This is a genomic window from Caldibacillus sp. 210928-DFI.2.18 (assembly GCF_020554505.1).
GTDB classification, from domain to species: Bacteria; Bacillota; Bacilli; order Bacillales; family Caldibacillaceae; genus Caldifermentibacillus; species Caldifermentibacillus hisashii.
Map to the genome: position 1 here is coordinate 1 of NZ_JAJCHL010000017.1, position 16669 is coordinate 16669.

At 37.2% G+C, this 16669-nt stretch carries 12 protein-coding genes and 1 CRISPR repeat array; of the genes, 4 read left to right on the forward strand and 8 right to left on the reverse strand.

Translation table 11 applies throughout. From position 1 onward, the window contains the following. Positions 1–18: 18 nt before the first annotated feature. Positions 19–2744: a CRISPR direct-repeat array (repeat unit 36 nt; unit sequence GTGCTAATGCCTCATATCATTTCTTTTTTCTTGGAC). A gap of 373 nt (positions 2745–3117) precedes the next feature. The 3 genes from cas2 to cas12b all read right to left on the reverse strand — a co-directional run bounded on the left by cas2 (position 3118) and on the right by cas12b (position 8591). Beyond that, positions 3118–3411, reverse strand: coding sequence for a CRISPR-associated endonuclease Cas2 (gene cas2, locus LIZ98_RS05670; protein WP_227139193.1), 294 nt, complete (start codon positions 3409–3411; stop codon positions 3118–3120). 34 nt (positions 3412–3445) lie between these two features. Further along, the gene (locus tag LIZ98_RS05675; RefSeq protein WP_041902514.1) at positions 3446–5128 is read right to left on the reverse strand and encodes a CRISPR-associated endonuclease Cas4/Cas1; all 1683 of its coding nucleotides are present in this window, start codon (positions 5126–5128) and stop codon (positions 3446–3448) included. A gap of 136 nt (positions 5129–5264) precedes the next feature. After that, complete coding sequence (gene cas12b, locus LIZ98_RS05680) at positions 5265–8591, reverse strand: type V CRISPR-associated protein Cas12b (protein WP_227139194.1); 3327 nt, start codon at positions 8589–8591, stop codon at positions 5265–5267. 655 nt (positions 8592–9246) lie between these two features. Between cas12b and LIZ98_RS05685 the strand changes: the two genes are divergently transcribed. The 3 genes from LIZ98_RS05685 (at position 9247) to LIZ98_RS05695 (ending at position 10641) form a co-directional block, all read left to right on the forward strand. After that, positions 9247–9888, forward strand: coding sequence for a helix-turn-helix domain-containing protein (locus LIZ98_RS05685; RefSeq protein ID WP_227139195.1), 642 nt, complete (start codon positions 9247–9249; stop codon positions 9886–9888). Further along, entirely contained in the window at positions 9852–10301 is a 450-nt protein-coding gene (locus LIZ98_RS05690; protein ID WP_227202980.1) for a toxin-antitoxin system TumE family protein, read from the forward strand. Before LIZ98_RS05685 ends, LIZ98_RS05690 begins: the two co-directional genes overlap by 37 nt. Positions 10302–10455: 154 nt before the next feature. Beyond that, positions 10456–10641 carry a hypothetical protein gene (locus tag LIZ98_RS05695; RefSeq protein WP_227139197.1) on the forward strand — a complete coding sequence of 62 codons (186 nt, stop codon included), beginning with the start codon at positions 10456–10458 and terminating at the stop codon, positions 10639–10641. A 100-nt stretch (positions 10642–10741) separates the two neighbouring features. Here LIZ98_RS05695 and LIZ98_RS05700 read toward each other — a convergent pair whose 3' ends face one another. Further along, positions 10742–11137: a hypothetical protein gene (locus LIZ98_RS05700; RefSeq protein ID WP_095142518.1), complete on the reverse strand. Its 396-nt coding sequence runs from the start codon at positions 11135–11137 to the stop codon at positions 10742–10744. After that, positions 11116–11505: a HEPN domain-containing protein gene (locus tag LIZ98_RS05705; RefSeq protein WP_095142519.1), complete on the reverse strand. Its 390-nt coding sequence runs from the start codon at positions 11503–11505 to the stop codon at positions 11116–11118. The genes LIZ98_RS05700 and LIZ98_RS05705 overlap by 22 nt, the downstream gene beginning before the upstream one ends. Before the next feature lie 256 nt (positions 11506–11761). Between LIZ98_RS05705 and megL the strand changes: the two genes are divergently transcribed. Then, positions 11762–12943 carry a methionine gamma-lyase gene (megL, locus tag LIZ98_RS05710; RefSeq protein WP_227139198.1) on the forward strand — a complete coding sequence of 394 codons (1182 nt, stop codon included), beginning with the start codon at positions 11762–11764 and terminating at the stop codon, positions 12941–12943. A gap of 131 nt (positions 12944–13074) precedes the next feature. On the opposite strand, the gene nadA is transcribed toward megL, so the two are convergent. From nadA to nadB, 3 genes are read right to left on the reverse strand one after another with little or no spacing between them, the layout of a single operon-like run. After that, complete coding sequence (gene nadA / locus LIZ98_RS05715) at positions 13075–14175, reverse strand: quinolinate synthase NadA (RefSeq protein ID WP_227139199.1); 1101 nt, start codon at positions 14173–14175, stop codon at positions 13075–13077. Beyond that, positions 14172–15017: a carboxylating nicotinate-nucleotide diphosphorylase gene (nadC, locus tag LIZ98_RS05720; RefSeq protein ID WP_227139200.1), complete on the reverse strand. Its 846-nt coding sequence runs from the start codon at positions 15015–15017 to the stop codon at positions 14172–14174. The genes nadA and nadC overlap by 4 nt, the downstream gene beginning before the upstream one ends. Further along, positions 15014–16570 (reverse strand): L-aspartate oxidase, encoded by a 1557-nt coding sequence (nadB, locus tag LIZ98_RS05725; protein WP_227139201.1) that lies wholly within the window; start codon positions 16568–16570, stop codon positions 15014–15016. Before nadB ends, nadC begins: the two co-directional genes overlap by 4 nt. Between the last annotated feature and the right edge of the window lie 99 nt (positions 16571–16669).

The following is a 16669-nucleotide window of genomic DNA, read 5'->3' on the forward strand; positions in this document are numbered from 1 at the left end:
AACAATGAAGGGTGATTAGTGCTAATGCCTCATATCATTTCTTTTTTCTTGGACAATAAACACCATAAAAAAAAACAATGAAGGGTGATTAGTGCTAATGCCTCATATCATTTCTTTTTTCTTGGACATATCATGCCAGCTTTCATTTTCATCATAATGCTCAGTGCTAATGCCTCATATCATTTCTTTTTTCTTGGACGTTGTATTTTGTTCAGGTAATATGCAATTGTCTAATGGTGCTAATGCCTCATATCATTTCTTTTTTCTTGGACTGAGTAAACCTGTTAGATTAAATACTCGTGTTTCTCAGTGCTAATGCCTCATATCATTTCTTTTTTCTTGGACTAAATTTTTCAATTCCAGATAGTGTTTCTGCTTTAGTGGTGCTAATGCCTCATATCATTTCTTTTTTCTTGGACGTAGACTTTGAAAAAGGAGGCGCGAAGAAAATGCAGGACAGTGCTAATGCCTCATATCATTTCTTTTTTCTTGGACTGCGAATATCAATCATATAATATACATAGTGACTAGTGCTAATGCCTCATATCATTTCTTTTTTCTTGGACTTGCTCTTTTAAATACTTGGCGTAAGCCTTTGCTAGGTGCTAATGCCTCATATCATTTCTTTTTTCTTGGACGGAGGAAAGGTTAGCGAATACTTTGCTATCGCTTTAAGTGCTAATGCCTCATATCATTTCTTTTTTCTTGGACGTACCATCCCTACTTTTAGTACGATAGAACAAGAAGCTGTGCTAATGCCTCATATCATTTCTTTTTTCTTGGACTCTCGAAGAAGTTTATTATATATTCGTGCTTCCTTTGCTGTGCTAATGCCTCATATCATTTCTTTTTTCTTGGACAGGCGGACTTAAGGCAAAAAACAAAGGACTTACAGGATGGTGCTAATGCCTCATATCATTTCTTTTTTCTTGGACGTCTTTTACCGTCCTCTTGTTCCGGGCCTAGTACAAGGTGCTAATGCCTCATATCATTTCTTTTTTCTTGGACTCCGAACCATAATCGGGTGACTCACTTTGAGGGGAACGTGCTAATGCCTCATATCATTTCTTTTTTCTTGGACTTGCATGCTGAAATACTTCATCAATTGTTTTTTGTTGTGCTAATGCCTCATATCATTTCTTTTTTCTTGGACCCACCCATAAGTGACCTAGTAGCATATATTAGACCAAGTGCTAATGCCTCATATCATTTCTTTTTTCTTGGACTTTCAATCCATTGGATGGAAAAGGTGTTAAGAATGAGTGCTAATGCCTCATATCATTTCTTTTTTCTTGGACAGCAAGGCGAATATCGCAGGGACGTTGAGGCCATCGGTGCTAATGCCTCATATCATTTCTTTTTTCTTGGACATCTTCATCAAGGTAGTAACGTTTGGCTAGTTTTTGAACGTGCTAATGCCTCATATCATTTCTTTTTTCTTGGACAAGTGAAACTTTTTTCGTCTATGAACGTATATTTATCGTGCTAATGCCTCATATCATTTCTTTTTTCTTGGACGCAAGCATAACGAACTTATCGGAGGCGATTTGAGTATGAGTGCTAATGCCTCATATCATTTCTTTTTTCTTGGACGTAGGCAAGTGTTAGAAACAAAAATTGATAGTATCAAGTGCTAATGCCTCATATCATTTCTTTTTTCTTGGACGCCCCCCGCTCCTGCTTACTCATAAATTCAGTTTTAGGTGCTAATGCCTCATATCATTTCTTTTTTCTTGGACACGGGACAAGGTTGCAGAGAATATGAATCTTATGAAGTGCTAATGCCTCATATCATTTCTTTTTTCTTGGACTAAAGTGGATATTGAAGAATAAAAATCGGATTTATTTAGTGCTAATGCCTCATATCATTTCTTTTTTCTTGGACAATAACTCCATATTTTGATGTTTTTTCACTGTAATTGTGCTAATGCCTCATATCATTTCTTTTTTCTTGGACATAATTTCATTTATCCGATAGAATTGGAATTTATCAAGTGCTAATGCCTCATATCATTTCTTTTTTCTTGGACCGAATACGGAATAAAAACAGAATAAGGTTTAAAATAGTGCTAATGCCTCATATCATTTCTTTTTTCTTGGACTTAGGTGCGATTGGTAGAGGTATAGCTGCAACAATGTGCTAATGCCTCATATCATTTCTTTTTTCTTGGACTTTAAGTGGACAAATTCTAAAGGACAAACTCAATGGTGCTAATGCCTCATATCATTTCTTTTTTCTTGGACATAGGAGGGAATCGCATGCTTGAATGGTTTATTGAGTGCTAATGCCTCATATCATTTCTTTTTTCTTGGACAACATTTGATATTGCCTATAAAATTAGTGAGAAATTGTGCTAATGCCTCATATCATTTCTTTTTTCTTGGACATAATATCCCTCCTACAATACCGCTAATATGGTTAGTGCTAATGCCTCATATCATTTCTTTTTTCTTGGACTGGATCAGTTTTATTTGCACCGCAAAAACGGCGCAAGTGCTAATGCCTCATATCATTTCTTTTTTCTTGGACATTTGATGTCTTTGTATTATTACTATTCGATATTATTTGTGCTAATGCCTCATATCATTTCTTTTTTCTTGGACATTTCGTAAAGTGGGCAAGTAACAAAAAGATTATGTGCTAATGCCTCATATCATTTCTTATTTCTTGGACAAAGCCTGAAATAATTTTTGCCCTTCATTACTTTGTGCTAATGCCTCATATCATTTCTTATTTCTTGGACCGCAGGGGGTTTTGGGCTATGGTGGGCTTGGGTTTTAGAAGCATGTTGCGAGAGGTTATGTAAATCCATCAAAATTCCTTTTAAAAAATATTGTAGTTATTTTTGTATTCTTCTTAAAAAGGTTTGTTTTACCTATAGTTCGAGCACCCACCATGCGAAATGTCCAATGTGGGTGCTCGTACTCAGATCCAAGAAAAAAGAAATAAAAGAGACATCGTCCAGCAATAGGAGTTTCTCACACCCCTGCAGCACTTATAGCTAGACGGTTGTCCTGACCAAAAGACAGAACCTCGTAAGTCCATTATATAATATTCCCTATTTTTTAACAATATATTTTTCTATTTTTTTCATAAGATTTCTTTGCTATATCTTTTCAAAATATAAGCCGCTTTAAATCCATTGGAACAAATTCTTTCCCAATTGTTGAGATTTTTTTAGATAGTTGACCATCTTTCACTGGCCCGATGTGAACAAACATTACTTGGTCATTCTTATGATGGATAACATCTTCTAAAGAGGCTTGTAATTTTGCCCTCTGTAATTCAGTTAACTGGCATATGAATACGGAATATTGAACATGTTCTCCGTATCCTTTCATCAGTTTAAATACTTTTCTCCATCTTTTTTGGTCCGAAATATCATAAGAAACAAGGACGTATTGCTGCATGTATTCACCTCTTTTATAACCTAAAAATACAAACTCACCGGGTCATTAATGGTTTATATTCCGGTAGTTCCCCCTCAATAAACCTTGCAAGCATTCGAATGTGCAAATCGAGCATACGGCGATAGCTAATCTTATAGCCGAAAATTGGATCGGTAATAGTTTCATGCATTCTTCTTTCATAAATGGCAAAAAAGGAATCGCGGCCATGTTTTAATAATTGACAACTATCTTTTCCTATATAAAAATCTTTTAATGAGATTTCACCAGTATTCAAAGCTCGGATGACAATACTGTCTACAATAAGTGGTCGAAATGTTTCCATAACATCTAATACTAGAGCCGGTCGACCTGCTTCTGGGCGATGGTAACAACCAAACATCGGATCCAATCCGACTGAACCACACGCAGCATGAATATCACGTGTCAATAAAGTATAACCAAGAGAAAGAAGTACATTTACAGGATCTTTTGGCGGTCTCCTATTACGCCCTTTCATTAAATTCAATTCACGTAATTCATTTTTCAACATAAACGGAAATCCTGCGAAATAATGTTTTGCAGAAATCCCTTCAATACCCCGTAATTGTTCTATTGATATTGCGTTCAGTGCACTGTCACTTAAAGATTTTAAATCTGTTAAAATCTCCTTTACCTCACTCCCCCCATTTCTTCTAAGTAAAGTTCGTTGATTTCGAATCTTGGCATAAACAATTTGTTTTGCTAGATTTAGTCCAAACTCAGGATTTGTAAATTTAATGAACTGTTGCTGCCTTGTTAAAACATTTTTTGTAACTAAAGATGAACTGACACCAATCAAACGACCGTGGGATGATAAATAACTTACAGGAATATTTGATTGCATTAAAAAATGAAGTAATTGCGTTGAGCATTGAACATTTCCAATTAACGAAACTTGAATAATATCTTTTATAGGAACACCCTGCTTTTGGCCATCTTTATACTGAATGATTAACTCCTCACCCGATTTTCCTAATTTTGTACCAGACTCTGATACATATAAAACGCCACCATCTGTCCTTGAAGGCACAATTTTACGAATTGTTGAACTTGCCCCTAATAGATAGTTCGTTTCATCCGGAAGACAGATATAGTTTAAAGAACAGCGAAAACACTTATTAGAATCAATTAAAGGCTTAGGAATAGCTGATTCATCACCAGATAATACTAGTATCTCGTGTGCTTTTTTAATATAGTACTTTGTGGCAGCGATTAAATCTTCAGTAAAATAAATTTTCACCTTTTTCTTATTACCACGATAAAATAAATACCCATAATCACACGGGTATCCATTGGCATTCAAGAGCAAGCCTTGTGCACAAAGTTGAATTTGATCGTTTGGCCATGCAGACCCGTCAAGTAGAAAGCCATCCACTTTAAAAGGGTTCAATCCATCCGGTGCGGAACTGTGTTTTGATTCAACCGGGATCCAACTGTTCTCTTCATGACTTATGGCATCAAGAACACCGGTAATATTTAACAGCTCATCACCAAGCTTAAGACTTCTTGGCGCCTCCCCCCATAATTCCTTTGGTCCCATTTTACTTGGTCTTTTGCTTCTTTCTGCCCGCTCATGCTGTGCACTTCCTTCAACTGTATCTGCATTCTCATCAAATAGCTTTTGGACATGCATAAAGTAAAAAAGTCGCTCACAATATTGTATTTCATTTAACATTCGAATAGGAATCGGTTGGTTCATATAAATTTTCCTTTCTTACCATTCCTCACCTAATGCTCTGATATTCGGACAAAACGGATAGTAGGAATGATGCCTACAGACATATTTAGTAACATCCTACCATCCTAATTAATTAAGTTCTTATACGGGCAAACTTTTACATTGATTGTTTTGAAGAATCATCTTCTATTGTTGATATTGAGTATTGATTTGTTAACTTAGAAATCAATATTCTTTCTAATTTGCCAAAAAATACTCCTGCTGCCATCCACTTGTCGGAAGGAAATACGTTTCCACTCGGATCTCGATATAACATGAGTTTCTCTCCCTTAAGTTCACTTGCTAAATCAAATGAATCTTTCAGTATGTCCGAATCTACTAATTCACTCGATGATTGTTTAGAGGAACCTTTTTTAATTTTTAGTTTCCCCGCATTACCCCATTCATATACACCATCTTTTAAAATAAAATAGCCTTCCCCAAATTCTTCAATTATTTTTTGTTTTTGGTCCTTGCTCTCCGGAATATAAACAGTTTGTCCATCAACCTGATAGGCTTTGCAGTAAACTTTATAAAATCCATGTGTTCTTGTCCAAAAACGCTTCTGTAAATTTTGGGCCGCGTTAATATCAGCATGCGTAGTTACCAACTTTCGATCCTTTGATAAAGAAATAAACTTTTCTCCACCTTTATCTGGATATAAGTCTCCTTCTTTTAAAACTGCGATTTTATCAAGAGTAAGTCGTCCTTCTCTTTGTAAATTTTTAAAAAAGCGATTATCCTGCAATTTTTCTTTCGTTACAACACTGCAACGAATTCCCGGCGACCCGGTTTTCGCATGGAATCTTGAACTGAATTGGGCACCTACTTCCCCAACTTGTAATCCGTAAATTTCACCTTGTAAGGCGACTTGTCGTGGAATTTCTCTCCGTGACCACTTCATCAGTTTTGAGTTTTCAAAACGGGACCTTTCCTCGTAAGGATTGTAGTTAGATAAATCTTCAAATAAAATAATTTGACATGCTGGATTTTTTGCCTGCCACTTTTTCTTTCTAACATCATAACTGTAACCTAAGGCATGCATGATAATCGTATTTGCCATCTTTTTTAATCGATCTTCTTTTAATGCATTTAGGTGGTTTAATTGATCAATCGCAAAACGCTGTCCTGGTTCCAAGCGTCTTACTTCTCCAGGTTCTGTTGGACGTAAGCTCCATCTTAAAAGGAATTTCCTTGTTCGATCAATTTCATCAATATTTTTTAGGGAGATTCCGTAAAGACCTTTTCTCCCGTCACTTAATGATTTTCGCCAATGCTTAACCTCTTTGCCAATCTCGACTTCTAGCCGTTTATGGAGTTGTTTTAAAAAGGCAACCCAATCTTTATAGGGTTTATACATTAATTCACGAATTTGAATTAGCTCATCTTGATATACAAGAGGAACATCACTATTTTCTTGTCTAGAAATCCATTTAGTTACACGCTTCTCTCTTTCTGTGATATCTTCAAACTGTTGGAAATGTAGAACATTTCTTAGAAAGTTTAACTTTTGATTCATTAATTTTAAGTTGTCCTCCCGAGCTTTCCGCAATACTTCCCGTGATTTTACTAATGTTTCACCCGGTAATTTAATGTTAAAACTTGCCCGGTGAACAGCATAAAGCTCAGTTCCTTTGATTGGAAAAAATAACTTCCCTTCAATATCCGGTTTCTGATCAACTACTTCAAAAATCGATGCAGCAGCCGCTTGACGTTGACCTAAGTCGATACTCATCACCCGTAGACCAATTTCAAGGGATTCTATACCACTTTTTAATTTTTTCCCTTTACTATCTTTTATCCATTCGGTGAGCTCTTTCGGTTTAAAATTAACGACCTTGGGGAAATCGTCCCTATGTATTTTCAAAGACTTACTAACCGGGCTCTCAGTTGGTTCAATATTTACTGTCATGTTAAAATAAATCCGTCCAACATTTCCTGATTCTACTTTATGCGGATATCTCCGCAAATGGTCACGGTCAAACTGCACTCTTGCACCACCAAGTGTACCTTTAAGGGGGAATTTAATACTTTCATCCTTATAAGTAAAAGCATGTTTCCCCTTTTCTTCTATATCAAGGAAGATTTGATTATAAAATTGTCTTGACGGCAACAAAACGATATCTACTTTACCTTTTTCCTCCCAACCGCCGGATTCAGTTGGATAAATTAAACGATCAAGTTGAACTGTTAATTTCTTTTTTAACTTTTCAGTGTGTAATTGCTCTGTTAAAATTCGATATTTGTTTAAGTTCGAACCGCTTCTTTCTTCAAATCGTACCCATAACGGATGGTTAATCGGGTCAGCCAAAGTAAAAGTTGCCTGTTGCTTAGCGTCTTTCTTTTTTTTGTCAATTTCACAAAATGTAGCATACAAATAAGGATATTCAGGATGATTTCGCCAAATAAAATGATTTTCTTTCTTGCTTAAAAATTCATAGACAGAATAGTCCCCGGCTTCTCGTGGATGTTTCCGTTGATAATCTTTAAATACTTCTAAATATTTTTCTGATGGTTCATTTTCATCCATCTTTAGCCATTTTTGGATAATTTCACGCCAACCACGTAATCCTCTTTTGCTTAATCGGTATTCATTTGTATTCAATGTATCTCTAAGAAGTTGCTCCTGCCGTTCTTTTTCATATTGTTCGAGGGCTTTAAATGCTTGAATGTCCTCTTTTGTCCTTTCCTCTAGTGTTTTGTGTTCCTTTTCAACTTTTTCATACTCTTCCTTTACTTTAAGGTTCCAGCTTTCCCATGAAAGAAAACGCTCTAATGCTTGGATAAACATATCCTTATCAAGTCGCCGGACACTTTGATTACGACTTTTTTCCATCCATTTAATTTCTTTTACAATTGGTTCGTTGCTGTCAGTAAATGGAATAAATAGCGGAATAAGCCCATATTCTGCTAACTTACCTAAGATTTTAGCAAGGGGATCTTTCTTTTTATCCTCTTCCCATTTTTTCTTTTCTTCCTCCCACGATGGGTCGCCTGCTATTTTTAAATTATACCACCGAGGTTTACGTCCGGATGATGCCGTCCCTTTCCCACTTTGACTGTTCGGATCAACTAGCGGGTACAGAAACTTATTCGATAATTGATTGGCTTCACCCTTTTTGTCAACTGAACTAGGGACCAACTCTTCATATAGTTCACGCAGGATGTTAAAAACTTCATCTTTGTCAACTTCATGTGTAAAACTATTACATTTTTGCATTTTTAAAACAAAATCCCATAACTCGGCTTGTATTTCTGCTTTTGAAACTTTTTTCGGATTTTTAGGATCTTGTTCATGATGTTCATAAATAGCTTCCTGTCTAATTAGTTTCAGAATATTCATGTAGTAGGCAATTCCATGATTCAATACCTCATGCGTCTTCCATAATCCCTTTTTAACTTCTTCATTTGGTTCAATTTTTAAAATAAAACTGCGTGTCGCCATAATAAACACATCCTTTTCAAATTCTTATGTTTAGAAATTAAAATAAAACTAATACTAACATCAATTATTAAAAAATAAAGCATTGGAGGATAGCATATGATGTATATATTAGTACTTTTAATTCTTATTTTCTGTATATTAGTTTTAGGTGCATTATTCTTATTTTCACTGGTTATAATATTAAACAAGAAAGGGAATCTTTAGGTTTCCCTTATAATGTGTTCGTGCCCCGAAGGAAAACAAACCTTTATTACACATGGGTTAGCAACAATGCTACCTGGCACTTAAAAAAAAGCCGAAGCGATTTTTAATTGGTTTTCTTCAAATTAGGTTTACAATTTTCAAAAAAACGTCACCTATCCTTATGGTAATATTACAATAATCCATAGTGATATTTCAATTTTATTAATAAAAAATTTTCTCACAGTTTCGCTCTTCTTTTTTCATAAAAATAAAAAATAAGATTCTTATTAACAATAACTTTCCTTTCCTAATATTTACATTAACGTATTTGATAAAGGAAGTATTCTGATAGGCATACAATTTAGAAAAGCTATTTACTAAAAAAATAAATTTATTTTCACTTCAATTGCAGTTTGGTTGCAATTTACTGGATGATCATTTAAAATAGGAGGTATGAGGAGAGGTGAGTTTTATGATTACGTATTTTGAAAAGAAAGCGGTTTTGTCTAATGCTGATCAGTTAGCAGAAAACTTTGTAGCTTACAATGAAAGCTTAAGTCCAGTTGTTCTTAAATTACTTATTAATTCCCTGAGAAAAATACCTGCCACCATACCTCTGAATATTAACGAAATAAACGAGAAAGATTTAGCAGATCCTAGTGTTGTAAAATCAATCTATACTGAAATTATTAAATATATGGCAACGATTTCTGTTGATGAACAGCAAGGTGAGATTATATACAAGACAGGCGACTTAGCTCGGATTTTTGGTGTATCCCAAACAACAATTAATAACTGGATTAAAGAGGGCAGATTTTCAAAAGTTGAGCGTGATGGAAAAAATAAACATGCAAAAATACCTGAATCCTCTATTTGGACTGCAAATAACGGGCAGCAGAAAACCATTAAACAAATCGCCGAGGAGTATGCTCTAGAAAAAAATAAAATAACAGAAAAAGAGGAGAAAACTCTACTTCAAAAGGAAGTCAAGTTCTTTGAAGAAAAATATCAAACCTCTTATGAAGCCCTAAAGAATAAAGAAAATAAAAGTGAGGAAGAAGAAGAGGACCTTGAAATATGGGGCTACCTTCTTCACAGATTAGGGTCTTTATGAAATTAAATCCAACAAATTTTGCAATCATACAAGCAGAGTTCGGCGATATTATTATTGATATTCTTGATGGAGATGGATACCAAAAATCCACCGGCTTCATTCAAAGAAAGACAATTAGAATGATAGACGGATCTTATTTAAGAATTCGCGAGTTCCTAACAAAAAATCAACAAATTGATCGTTACTATTACGATTGGTTTGCTGTAGACGGAAAAATTCTACTAAAATTTCATAGTGAAAGCCATGATAAAGATGCCAGATACCAAACGAAAACTGAGCCTTTTCATATACACATTCCCGATGAACTAAGCCTATCTACTTTGATAAGAATTCCAAATTACAATTTACGTGAATTATATGGAATCTTGGAATTTATTCGTTTACACTTAACTTTAGTCCAGCTTTATAGATAATGTTACAGGACTATGCTTGGTAATTTAGTTTGGTGTCAAATATATGAGTTACTATGTTTTTTGACGTAAAAATTTTCATCTCCCCTTATACAATTGACACATCTTTGGGTCCTTGTACATATAATAATGGAAAGCAGTGAGGGGAGGGAACAAAATGGATCGACCTGTACTTTTGTTTCTTGCTGCAATCCTTGCCGGTTTTGCTTTAGTTAAAGTACCGCTTTCTGGAACCGTTTTCGCATCATTTACCCCATTTACAAATTTCATTGGTATTTTAGCGATTTTAGTATTTTCAGTAGTTCTTATTTATAAAGCAAGCTTGGCTTTATTAAGGAAATAAGTCAGCATGATGGGAAACAACCCCTTAACCCGTACTTCCAAAGGGGTTGTTTTACTTAGAATGCCTTTTCAGCATTAGGGTAAACAATAATCTGATAGACCTATGCACCTACTCTATAGATATACGCATCCTCGATATAAAAATTATTTAGAGCCCTTCTTGTGAATCTAGTTCCTTTTTTATTAGGTGCTATTTGTATTTTTTCAAGGACTTTTATAAAAGAATCATTCGTCCGCTTAACTGTAATGTTTTCTAAAGAGATATCAAATTCTTGATCGGTTTGTTCAATTTTCCTTATTACTTTATCAATATGTTCATAAGCTTTTCGCGGACCTGCCAGATCATATTTTATCGAAGAAATAATTAGTCGCCAACGTTCATTGTCAGGATCATATAACCATAAAGCAGAGTGAACAGGAAAATCATTCTGTTCTAATTGTTCTACCAAAAGTGCGCCATTTGTAAAATCGCTTTCTACCAATGTTCTTTTATCCATTTAAATACCCCCTCAGTTGGATCATTAATTGCCGCTAATAAATCTGATGCTTCTACCATGGAATACTTTTCATACCGAGCCTTTTCCGACCAATCTTTTACAATAAACCAGTTAAATTTGATTTCTTCCGGAACTTGCACATCTAAAACACCTAATAATCTTACTAAATCATGGGTGTGTACTTTGTCTGCAATCTTTTTATCGGGAAAATCATGTTCTTTTGTACTTTTTGCAATCCATGCTTTCAGTGCACATTCAATGCTGTAACCTGCCATATAGTATGCACCATCATAGCACTCGCTTTTAAGGAGAATTTCTGCTTCTTTTATTCGAATTTCAGCAAGTTCCTGTAATTCTTTTCTATTCATAGCATATCATCCTCCATTATATTAATACTAATCTTTAATAAGTTCTACAGTAAGTTAAATCTTCTAGTGATACAAACTACCAGAAAACAAACATATGTTCCTGAACCTATTATATTTTCCAGCCCTTTCGTTGTCAATAGTAATCAGAAATTTTTAACTTAACTATCATGTAAAATTATTTTTTATCACATAATATTCTAGGGCTTCGTATATTAATTATTGTAATCGTTTACATTTTATTAAAGGAGCTGACTCAATGAATAAGAAAAAGCGATTTGAGACAATGCTCATCCATGAAGGGTATTCTTCAAAGGATTTTCATGGTAGTTTGAATCCACCGATTTTTCACAGTTCAACCTTTACGTTTTCCACTGCCGAACAAGGAGAAAAGCGATTCACCGGTGAGGAAGAAGGGTTCATCTATTCTCGGCTTGGTAATCCGACAGTCCGTGTATTAGAGGAACGGATGGCGGCATTGGAAAAGGGTGAAGCCGCTCTCGCATTCGGGTCGGGAATGGCTGCGGTGTCGGCGGTTCTATTCCATTTCCTGTATTCCGGCTGTCATATTTTATGTTCGCGCGGGGTTTATGGATGCACGTTCGGGCTGCTTGACCTGCTTCATAAAAAATTTGGTGTCACACATACATTCAGTCCCATGCAGACAGCGGAAGAAATTGAGGTAGCCATTCATGACCTAACCTGCTGTATCTACATTGAAACGCCGATAAATCCAACAATGGAACTAATCGATATTAGGCTTGTTACTGACGTTGCGAAAAAATACGGAATTCCCGTTATTGTCGATAATACTTTTTGCTCACCATATTTGCAAAACCCGCTTGAGCTTGGGGCTGATTATGTCATCCATAGTGCAACGAAATATATTAGCGGACACGGGGATGTGATTGCAGGTATTCTCATTGGGAAAAATAAAGAAGATATGCAAAAAATCAGGATGACTACTCAAAAAGATATCGGCGGCATCATCGCCCCATTCGATGCGTGGTTACTTTTACGCGGATTAAAAACACTTCATGTCCGAATGGATCGCCATGTTGAAAATACAAGGAAACTCGCAAACTATTTAAAAAGTCATCCATTTATTGAAGACATCATTTACCCGGGTAACCCGAACTCACCATACTATTCAATTATGAAAAAGCAAATGAAGGCTCCCGGCGGAATGGTTTCATTTAAAGTGAAAGGCGGGAAATGCACGGCACAAGAGTTTATGAATCGGCTAAAATTAATTAAAATTGCCGTCAGTCTTGGAGATGCGGAAACCCTCATTCAACACCCGGCGACAATGACCCATGCGGTAGTACCTAGCGATGTAAGAAAGTCGATGGGAATTACAGACAACATGTTGCGTCTATCGGTGGGACTAGAAGCAATAGATGATATTTTGGAAGATATTGAACAGGCATTAGGGAAATGAACCGTTTGCTTAAAAATTAAGATTCGGGGCTGGAGAAACTGTTTTCTCATCTTTTTTTATTTACCGGTTGAATTGTTTGTTTAAAAATTAGAATTTAAGGCCGGAGAAATTCCCTTCCCGGCCATCCAGAATCAACCTCTTGCCAACATCCGGTCAAGGGCAAGTCGCGCACCTTCTGCAATCTCCTCTTCAACCGTAATTTGATTGATGATTTTGCCTTGCTCTACCGTTTCCAGCGCCCATAATAAATGGGGCAAGTCAATTCGATTCATCGTCATGCATGCGCACATATACGGGTTCAAAGAGAACACTTCTTTATCGGTAAATTGCTGTGTCAAACGGTTAACGAGATTCATTTCCGTTCCGACTGCCCATTTTGTTCCGGGCTCGGACGCCTTAATCGTTTCAATAATATATTTTGTTGAGCCGGCATCATCGGCGAGTGCGACTACTTCCCTGCTGCATTCCGGGTGAACGATAATTTTGGCATCCGGATGGTTTTTTCGAACTTGCTCCACATTTTCTACAGTAAACAACGCATGAACGGAACAGTGACCTTTCCATAAAATAATTTTCACATCAGCCAAATCCCCATCACATTCAAATTGCTCACGGATCGGGTCCCAAACAGCCATCGCATCAAGCGGCACACCCAAATCATAAGCGGTATTCCTGCCTAAATGTTGATCCGGTAAAAACAACACTCGCTCCTTTTGGGTAAACGCCCACTCAAGCATGCGACGGGCATTTGAAGAAGTAACCGTAGCACCTCCTTGACGACCAACAAAATCTTTAATCGCCGCTGTTGAATTTATGTACGTTAACGGAATAATCGTATCGCCAAACTGTTCTTGCATTACTTTCCAACCGCGCTCCGTTTGTTCAATATTTGCCATATCAGCCAAAGAACAGCCGGCACGCATATCCGGTAAAATCACTTTTTGCTTATCACTTGTTAAAATATCTGCTGTTTCCGCCATAAAATGAACACCGCAAAATACAACGAATTCCGCTGCAATATTTTTGGCCGATACTTGGGCAAGCTGCAAAGAATCACCAACCGCATCAGCAAATTGAATCACTTCATCTTTTTGATAGTGATGGCCCGGAATAAACAGTCCGTAGCCCATTCTCTCTTTAATTTCCCGAACACGTGCCTCCATCTCCTCAACCGCCATCGTTTTATAGTGTTCAGGTAATAAAGTTTTCTGAGCCATTTCCAATAAACTCATTTTTTCTCCCCCTCGTTCACTTGTAAACTAATATCAAGCGCTTTTACCGAATGCGTTAAAAATCCTAAGGATATATAATCAACACCGGTTCCTCGGTAAGATGCCAAGTTTTCCAATGTAATTCCACCCGATGCTTCCGTAATAATATGATCCGGCACAAGTCTGACAAATTCCTTAATCTCCTCAGGTCTGCGATTGTCAAACATGATCACATCTGCCCCGGCGGATACCGCTTCAAGCACTTCACCCTTTGTTTCCGTTTCCACTTCCACTTTCACCATATGGCCAAGCTTTTCCCGTACGGCTTGCACTGCCTTCGTAATTGACCCGGCATATGCGATATGATTGTCTTTAATCATCACTCCATCATAGAGACCAATCCGATGATTTCTTCCGCCACCGGTCATTACTGCATATTTATCAAGCATGCGCAAACCCGGAGCTGTTTTTCGCGTATCACAAATGTGAATGGTCGGGTCGGCCAACACATCGACACATCTCCTCGTCATCGTGGCAATCCCGCTCATCCGCTGCAGCAGGTTCAAAACTAGCCGCTCACCGGTTAAAATATAACGAACAGGACCAAATACTTCCGCAACTACATCACCGGGTGTAACCGTTTCTCCATCTGCAAAATACCGGGTAATTTCCATTTTCGGATCCAACAAATGATATACTGCTTCAATTACCTGTAAACCGGAAATCACCCCGACTTCTTTTGCCAAAAATACACCTCGTCCCCTTTGCTCCACAGGAAAAATCGCATCACTCGTTAAATCACCATCGCCTAGATCTTCCAGTAAAAATGTCTCAAGCATATGTTTCAATTTTAATTGATTCATATCAACGAACTCCCCACCAAAATCTTTTGATCATAAGAAATTTGCCGAATGATTTCTCGTCTTTCTCCAACTTTCTTTGATTCAGGAAAATCAATACGAAAATGACTTCCAAGACTTTCCTTTCGTTCCAAAGCCGATGTTGCAATCAGCCAAGCGACCGTTAACATATTTACAATTTCTACTTCTTCCAAAGATAAACTTTCAAGGTTTATATGTAAAAAAGGATACTGCTCCAGCCATGTTTTTAATTTTTCTAACCCAACGGCACTTCTTTCTACCCCTGCATATTTTGCCATTTTCGCCTTTATTTCCTGTTTCGTTGGCAAGTTAACCGGCGTCTGCTTATTAACCCAGTTTGCCCCTCTAAATCCACTTACAAACACCGGTAAATGGTCATTGAGTATCCCTTCAGCCGTTCGATTTCCGAAAACAATCCCTTCCAATAATGAGTTACTCGCAATTCGGTTGGCACCATGAACACCGGTACATGCCACCTCTCCAACAGCATACAGCCCTTTTACCGAAGTCCGACCCCGTTCATCTGTTTGAATTCCACCCATCATAAAATGTGCACCCGGCATGACCGGCAACAGACCGTTCCGAATATCCATTCCGTTTTCCACACACATCTGAAAAATATTAGGAAAACGTCTCCTGAAATCTTTTACATTAGCAATATTTAAATATACGAGTTCTCCTTTTTGGATTTCACGAAAAATGGCTCTTGCCACGATGTCACGCGGGGCTAAATCCTTGAGCTCATGTACGGTCTCCATAAACCGTTCCCCTTTTAAATTTTGCAAAAAGGCCCCCTCTCCACGTACAGCTTCGGAAATGAGACCAATTGTTTTCCCGTTCTTATAAAAAACAGTCGGATGAAATTGAACAAACTCCATATCCGTGAGATTTGCCCCGGCCCGATAAGCCATTGCCATCCCGTCGCCGGTGATTGTTTCCGCATTCGATGTATACTCATAAATTCCGCCACAGCCCCCGGTCGCAACAATGGTAGCCGGCGCAAGATATTGATTTAATTCTCCGTTCTTATTCTTTGTTGTCACCCCGACACAACGGCCTTCATGGGTGATTAAGTTTATAGCCATCTCATTTTCGATAATCTTAACTTTATCCTTCACTTGTTCAAACATAAAAGTTGTTAAAACTTTTCCGGTTGCATCCCCGCCTACGTGAATGATTCTCCGCTTTAGGTGCCCCCCTTCTTGCCCGTAATCGAATTCCCCCATTTGATTCCGGTCAAATTTCATGCCTCTTTTAATTAAATCTTTTATATATACCTGTGCCTCTTTTGTTAGCAGTTCCAAATGCTCCGGATGATTATGATAAATTCCGGCAACCATTGTATCGCGGTAATGTTCTGACCAATGATCCTCTTTATCCATGGCAACTGCCACTCCACCCTGTGCTAAATAAGAATTGCTGGAAAACGTATTGGCTTTTGTGAAGACAATAACATTCATCTGATCATATAAACGATACAGAACAGTTAATGCAGCAATCCCGCTACCGATTATGATGGCATCATATTGTCTCATCATCGTGCCCTCCTGTTCCAAAACGGTCTTTGGTGTTTTGCTCATAATTGCACGAATATATTAGTTTATACACCTGTCTTGACACATATCATGACATAG

Coding starts and splice junctions, on each gene's coding strand:
- cas2 (WP_227139193.1), bottom strand. CDS start 3,411: ATGCAGCAATACGTCCTTGTTTCTTATGATATTTCGGACCAAAAAAGA.
- LIZ98_RS05675 (WP_041902514.1), bottom strand. CDS start 5,128: ATGAACCAACCGATTCCTATTCGAATGTTAAATGAAATACAATATTGT.
- cas12b (WP_227139194.1), bottom strand. CDS start 8,591: ATGGCGACACGCAGTTTTATTTTAAAAATTGAACCAAATGAAGAAGTT.
- LIZ98_RS05685 (WP_227139195.1), top strand. CDS start 9,247: ATGATTACGTATTTTGAAAAGAAAGCGGTTTTGTCTAATGCTGATCAG.
- LIZ98_RS05690 (WP_227202980.1), top strand. CDS start 9,852: ATGGGGCTACCTTCTTCACAGATTAGGGTCTTTATGAAATTAAATCCA.
- LIZ98_RS05695 (WP_227139197.1), top strand. CDS start 10,456: ATGGATCGACCTGTACTTTTGTTTCTTGCTGCAATCCTTGCCGGTTTT.
- LIZ98_RS05700 (WP_095142518.1), bottom strand. CDS start 11,137: ATGGATAAAAGAACATTGGTAGAAAGCGATTTTACAAATGGCGCACTT.
- LIZ98_RS05705 (WP_095142519.1), bottom strand. CDS start 11,505: ATGAATAGAAAAGAATTACAGGAACTTGCTGAAATTCGAATAAAAGAA.
- megL (WP_227139198.1), top strand. CDS start 11,762: ATGAATAAGAAAAAGCGATTTGAGACAATGCTCATCCATGAAGGGTAT.
- nadA (WP_227139199.1), bottom strand. CDS start 14,175: ATGAGTTTATTGGAAATGGCTCAGAAAACTTTATTACCTGAACACTAT.
- nadC (WP_227139200.1), bottom strand. CDS start 15,017: ATGAATCAATTAAAATTGAAACATATGCTTGAGACATTTTTACTGGAA.
- nadB (WP_227139201.1), bottom strand. CDS start 16,570: ATGAGACAATATGATGCCATCATAATCGGTAGCGGGATTGCTGCATTA.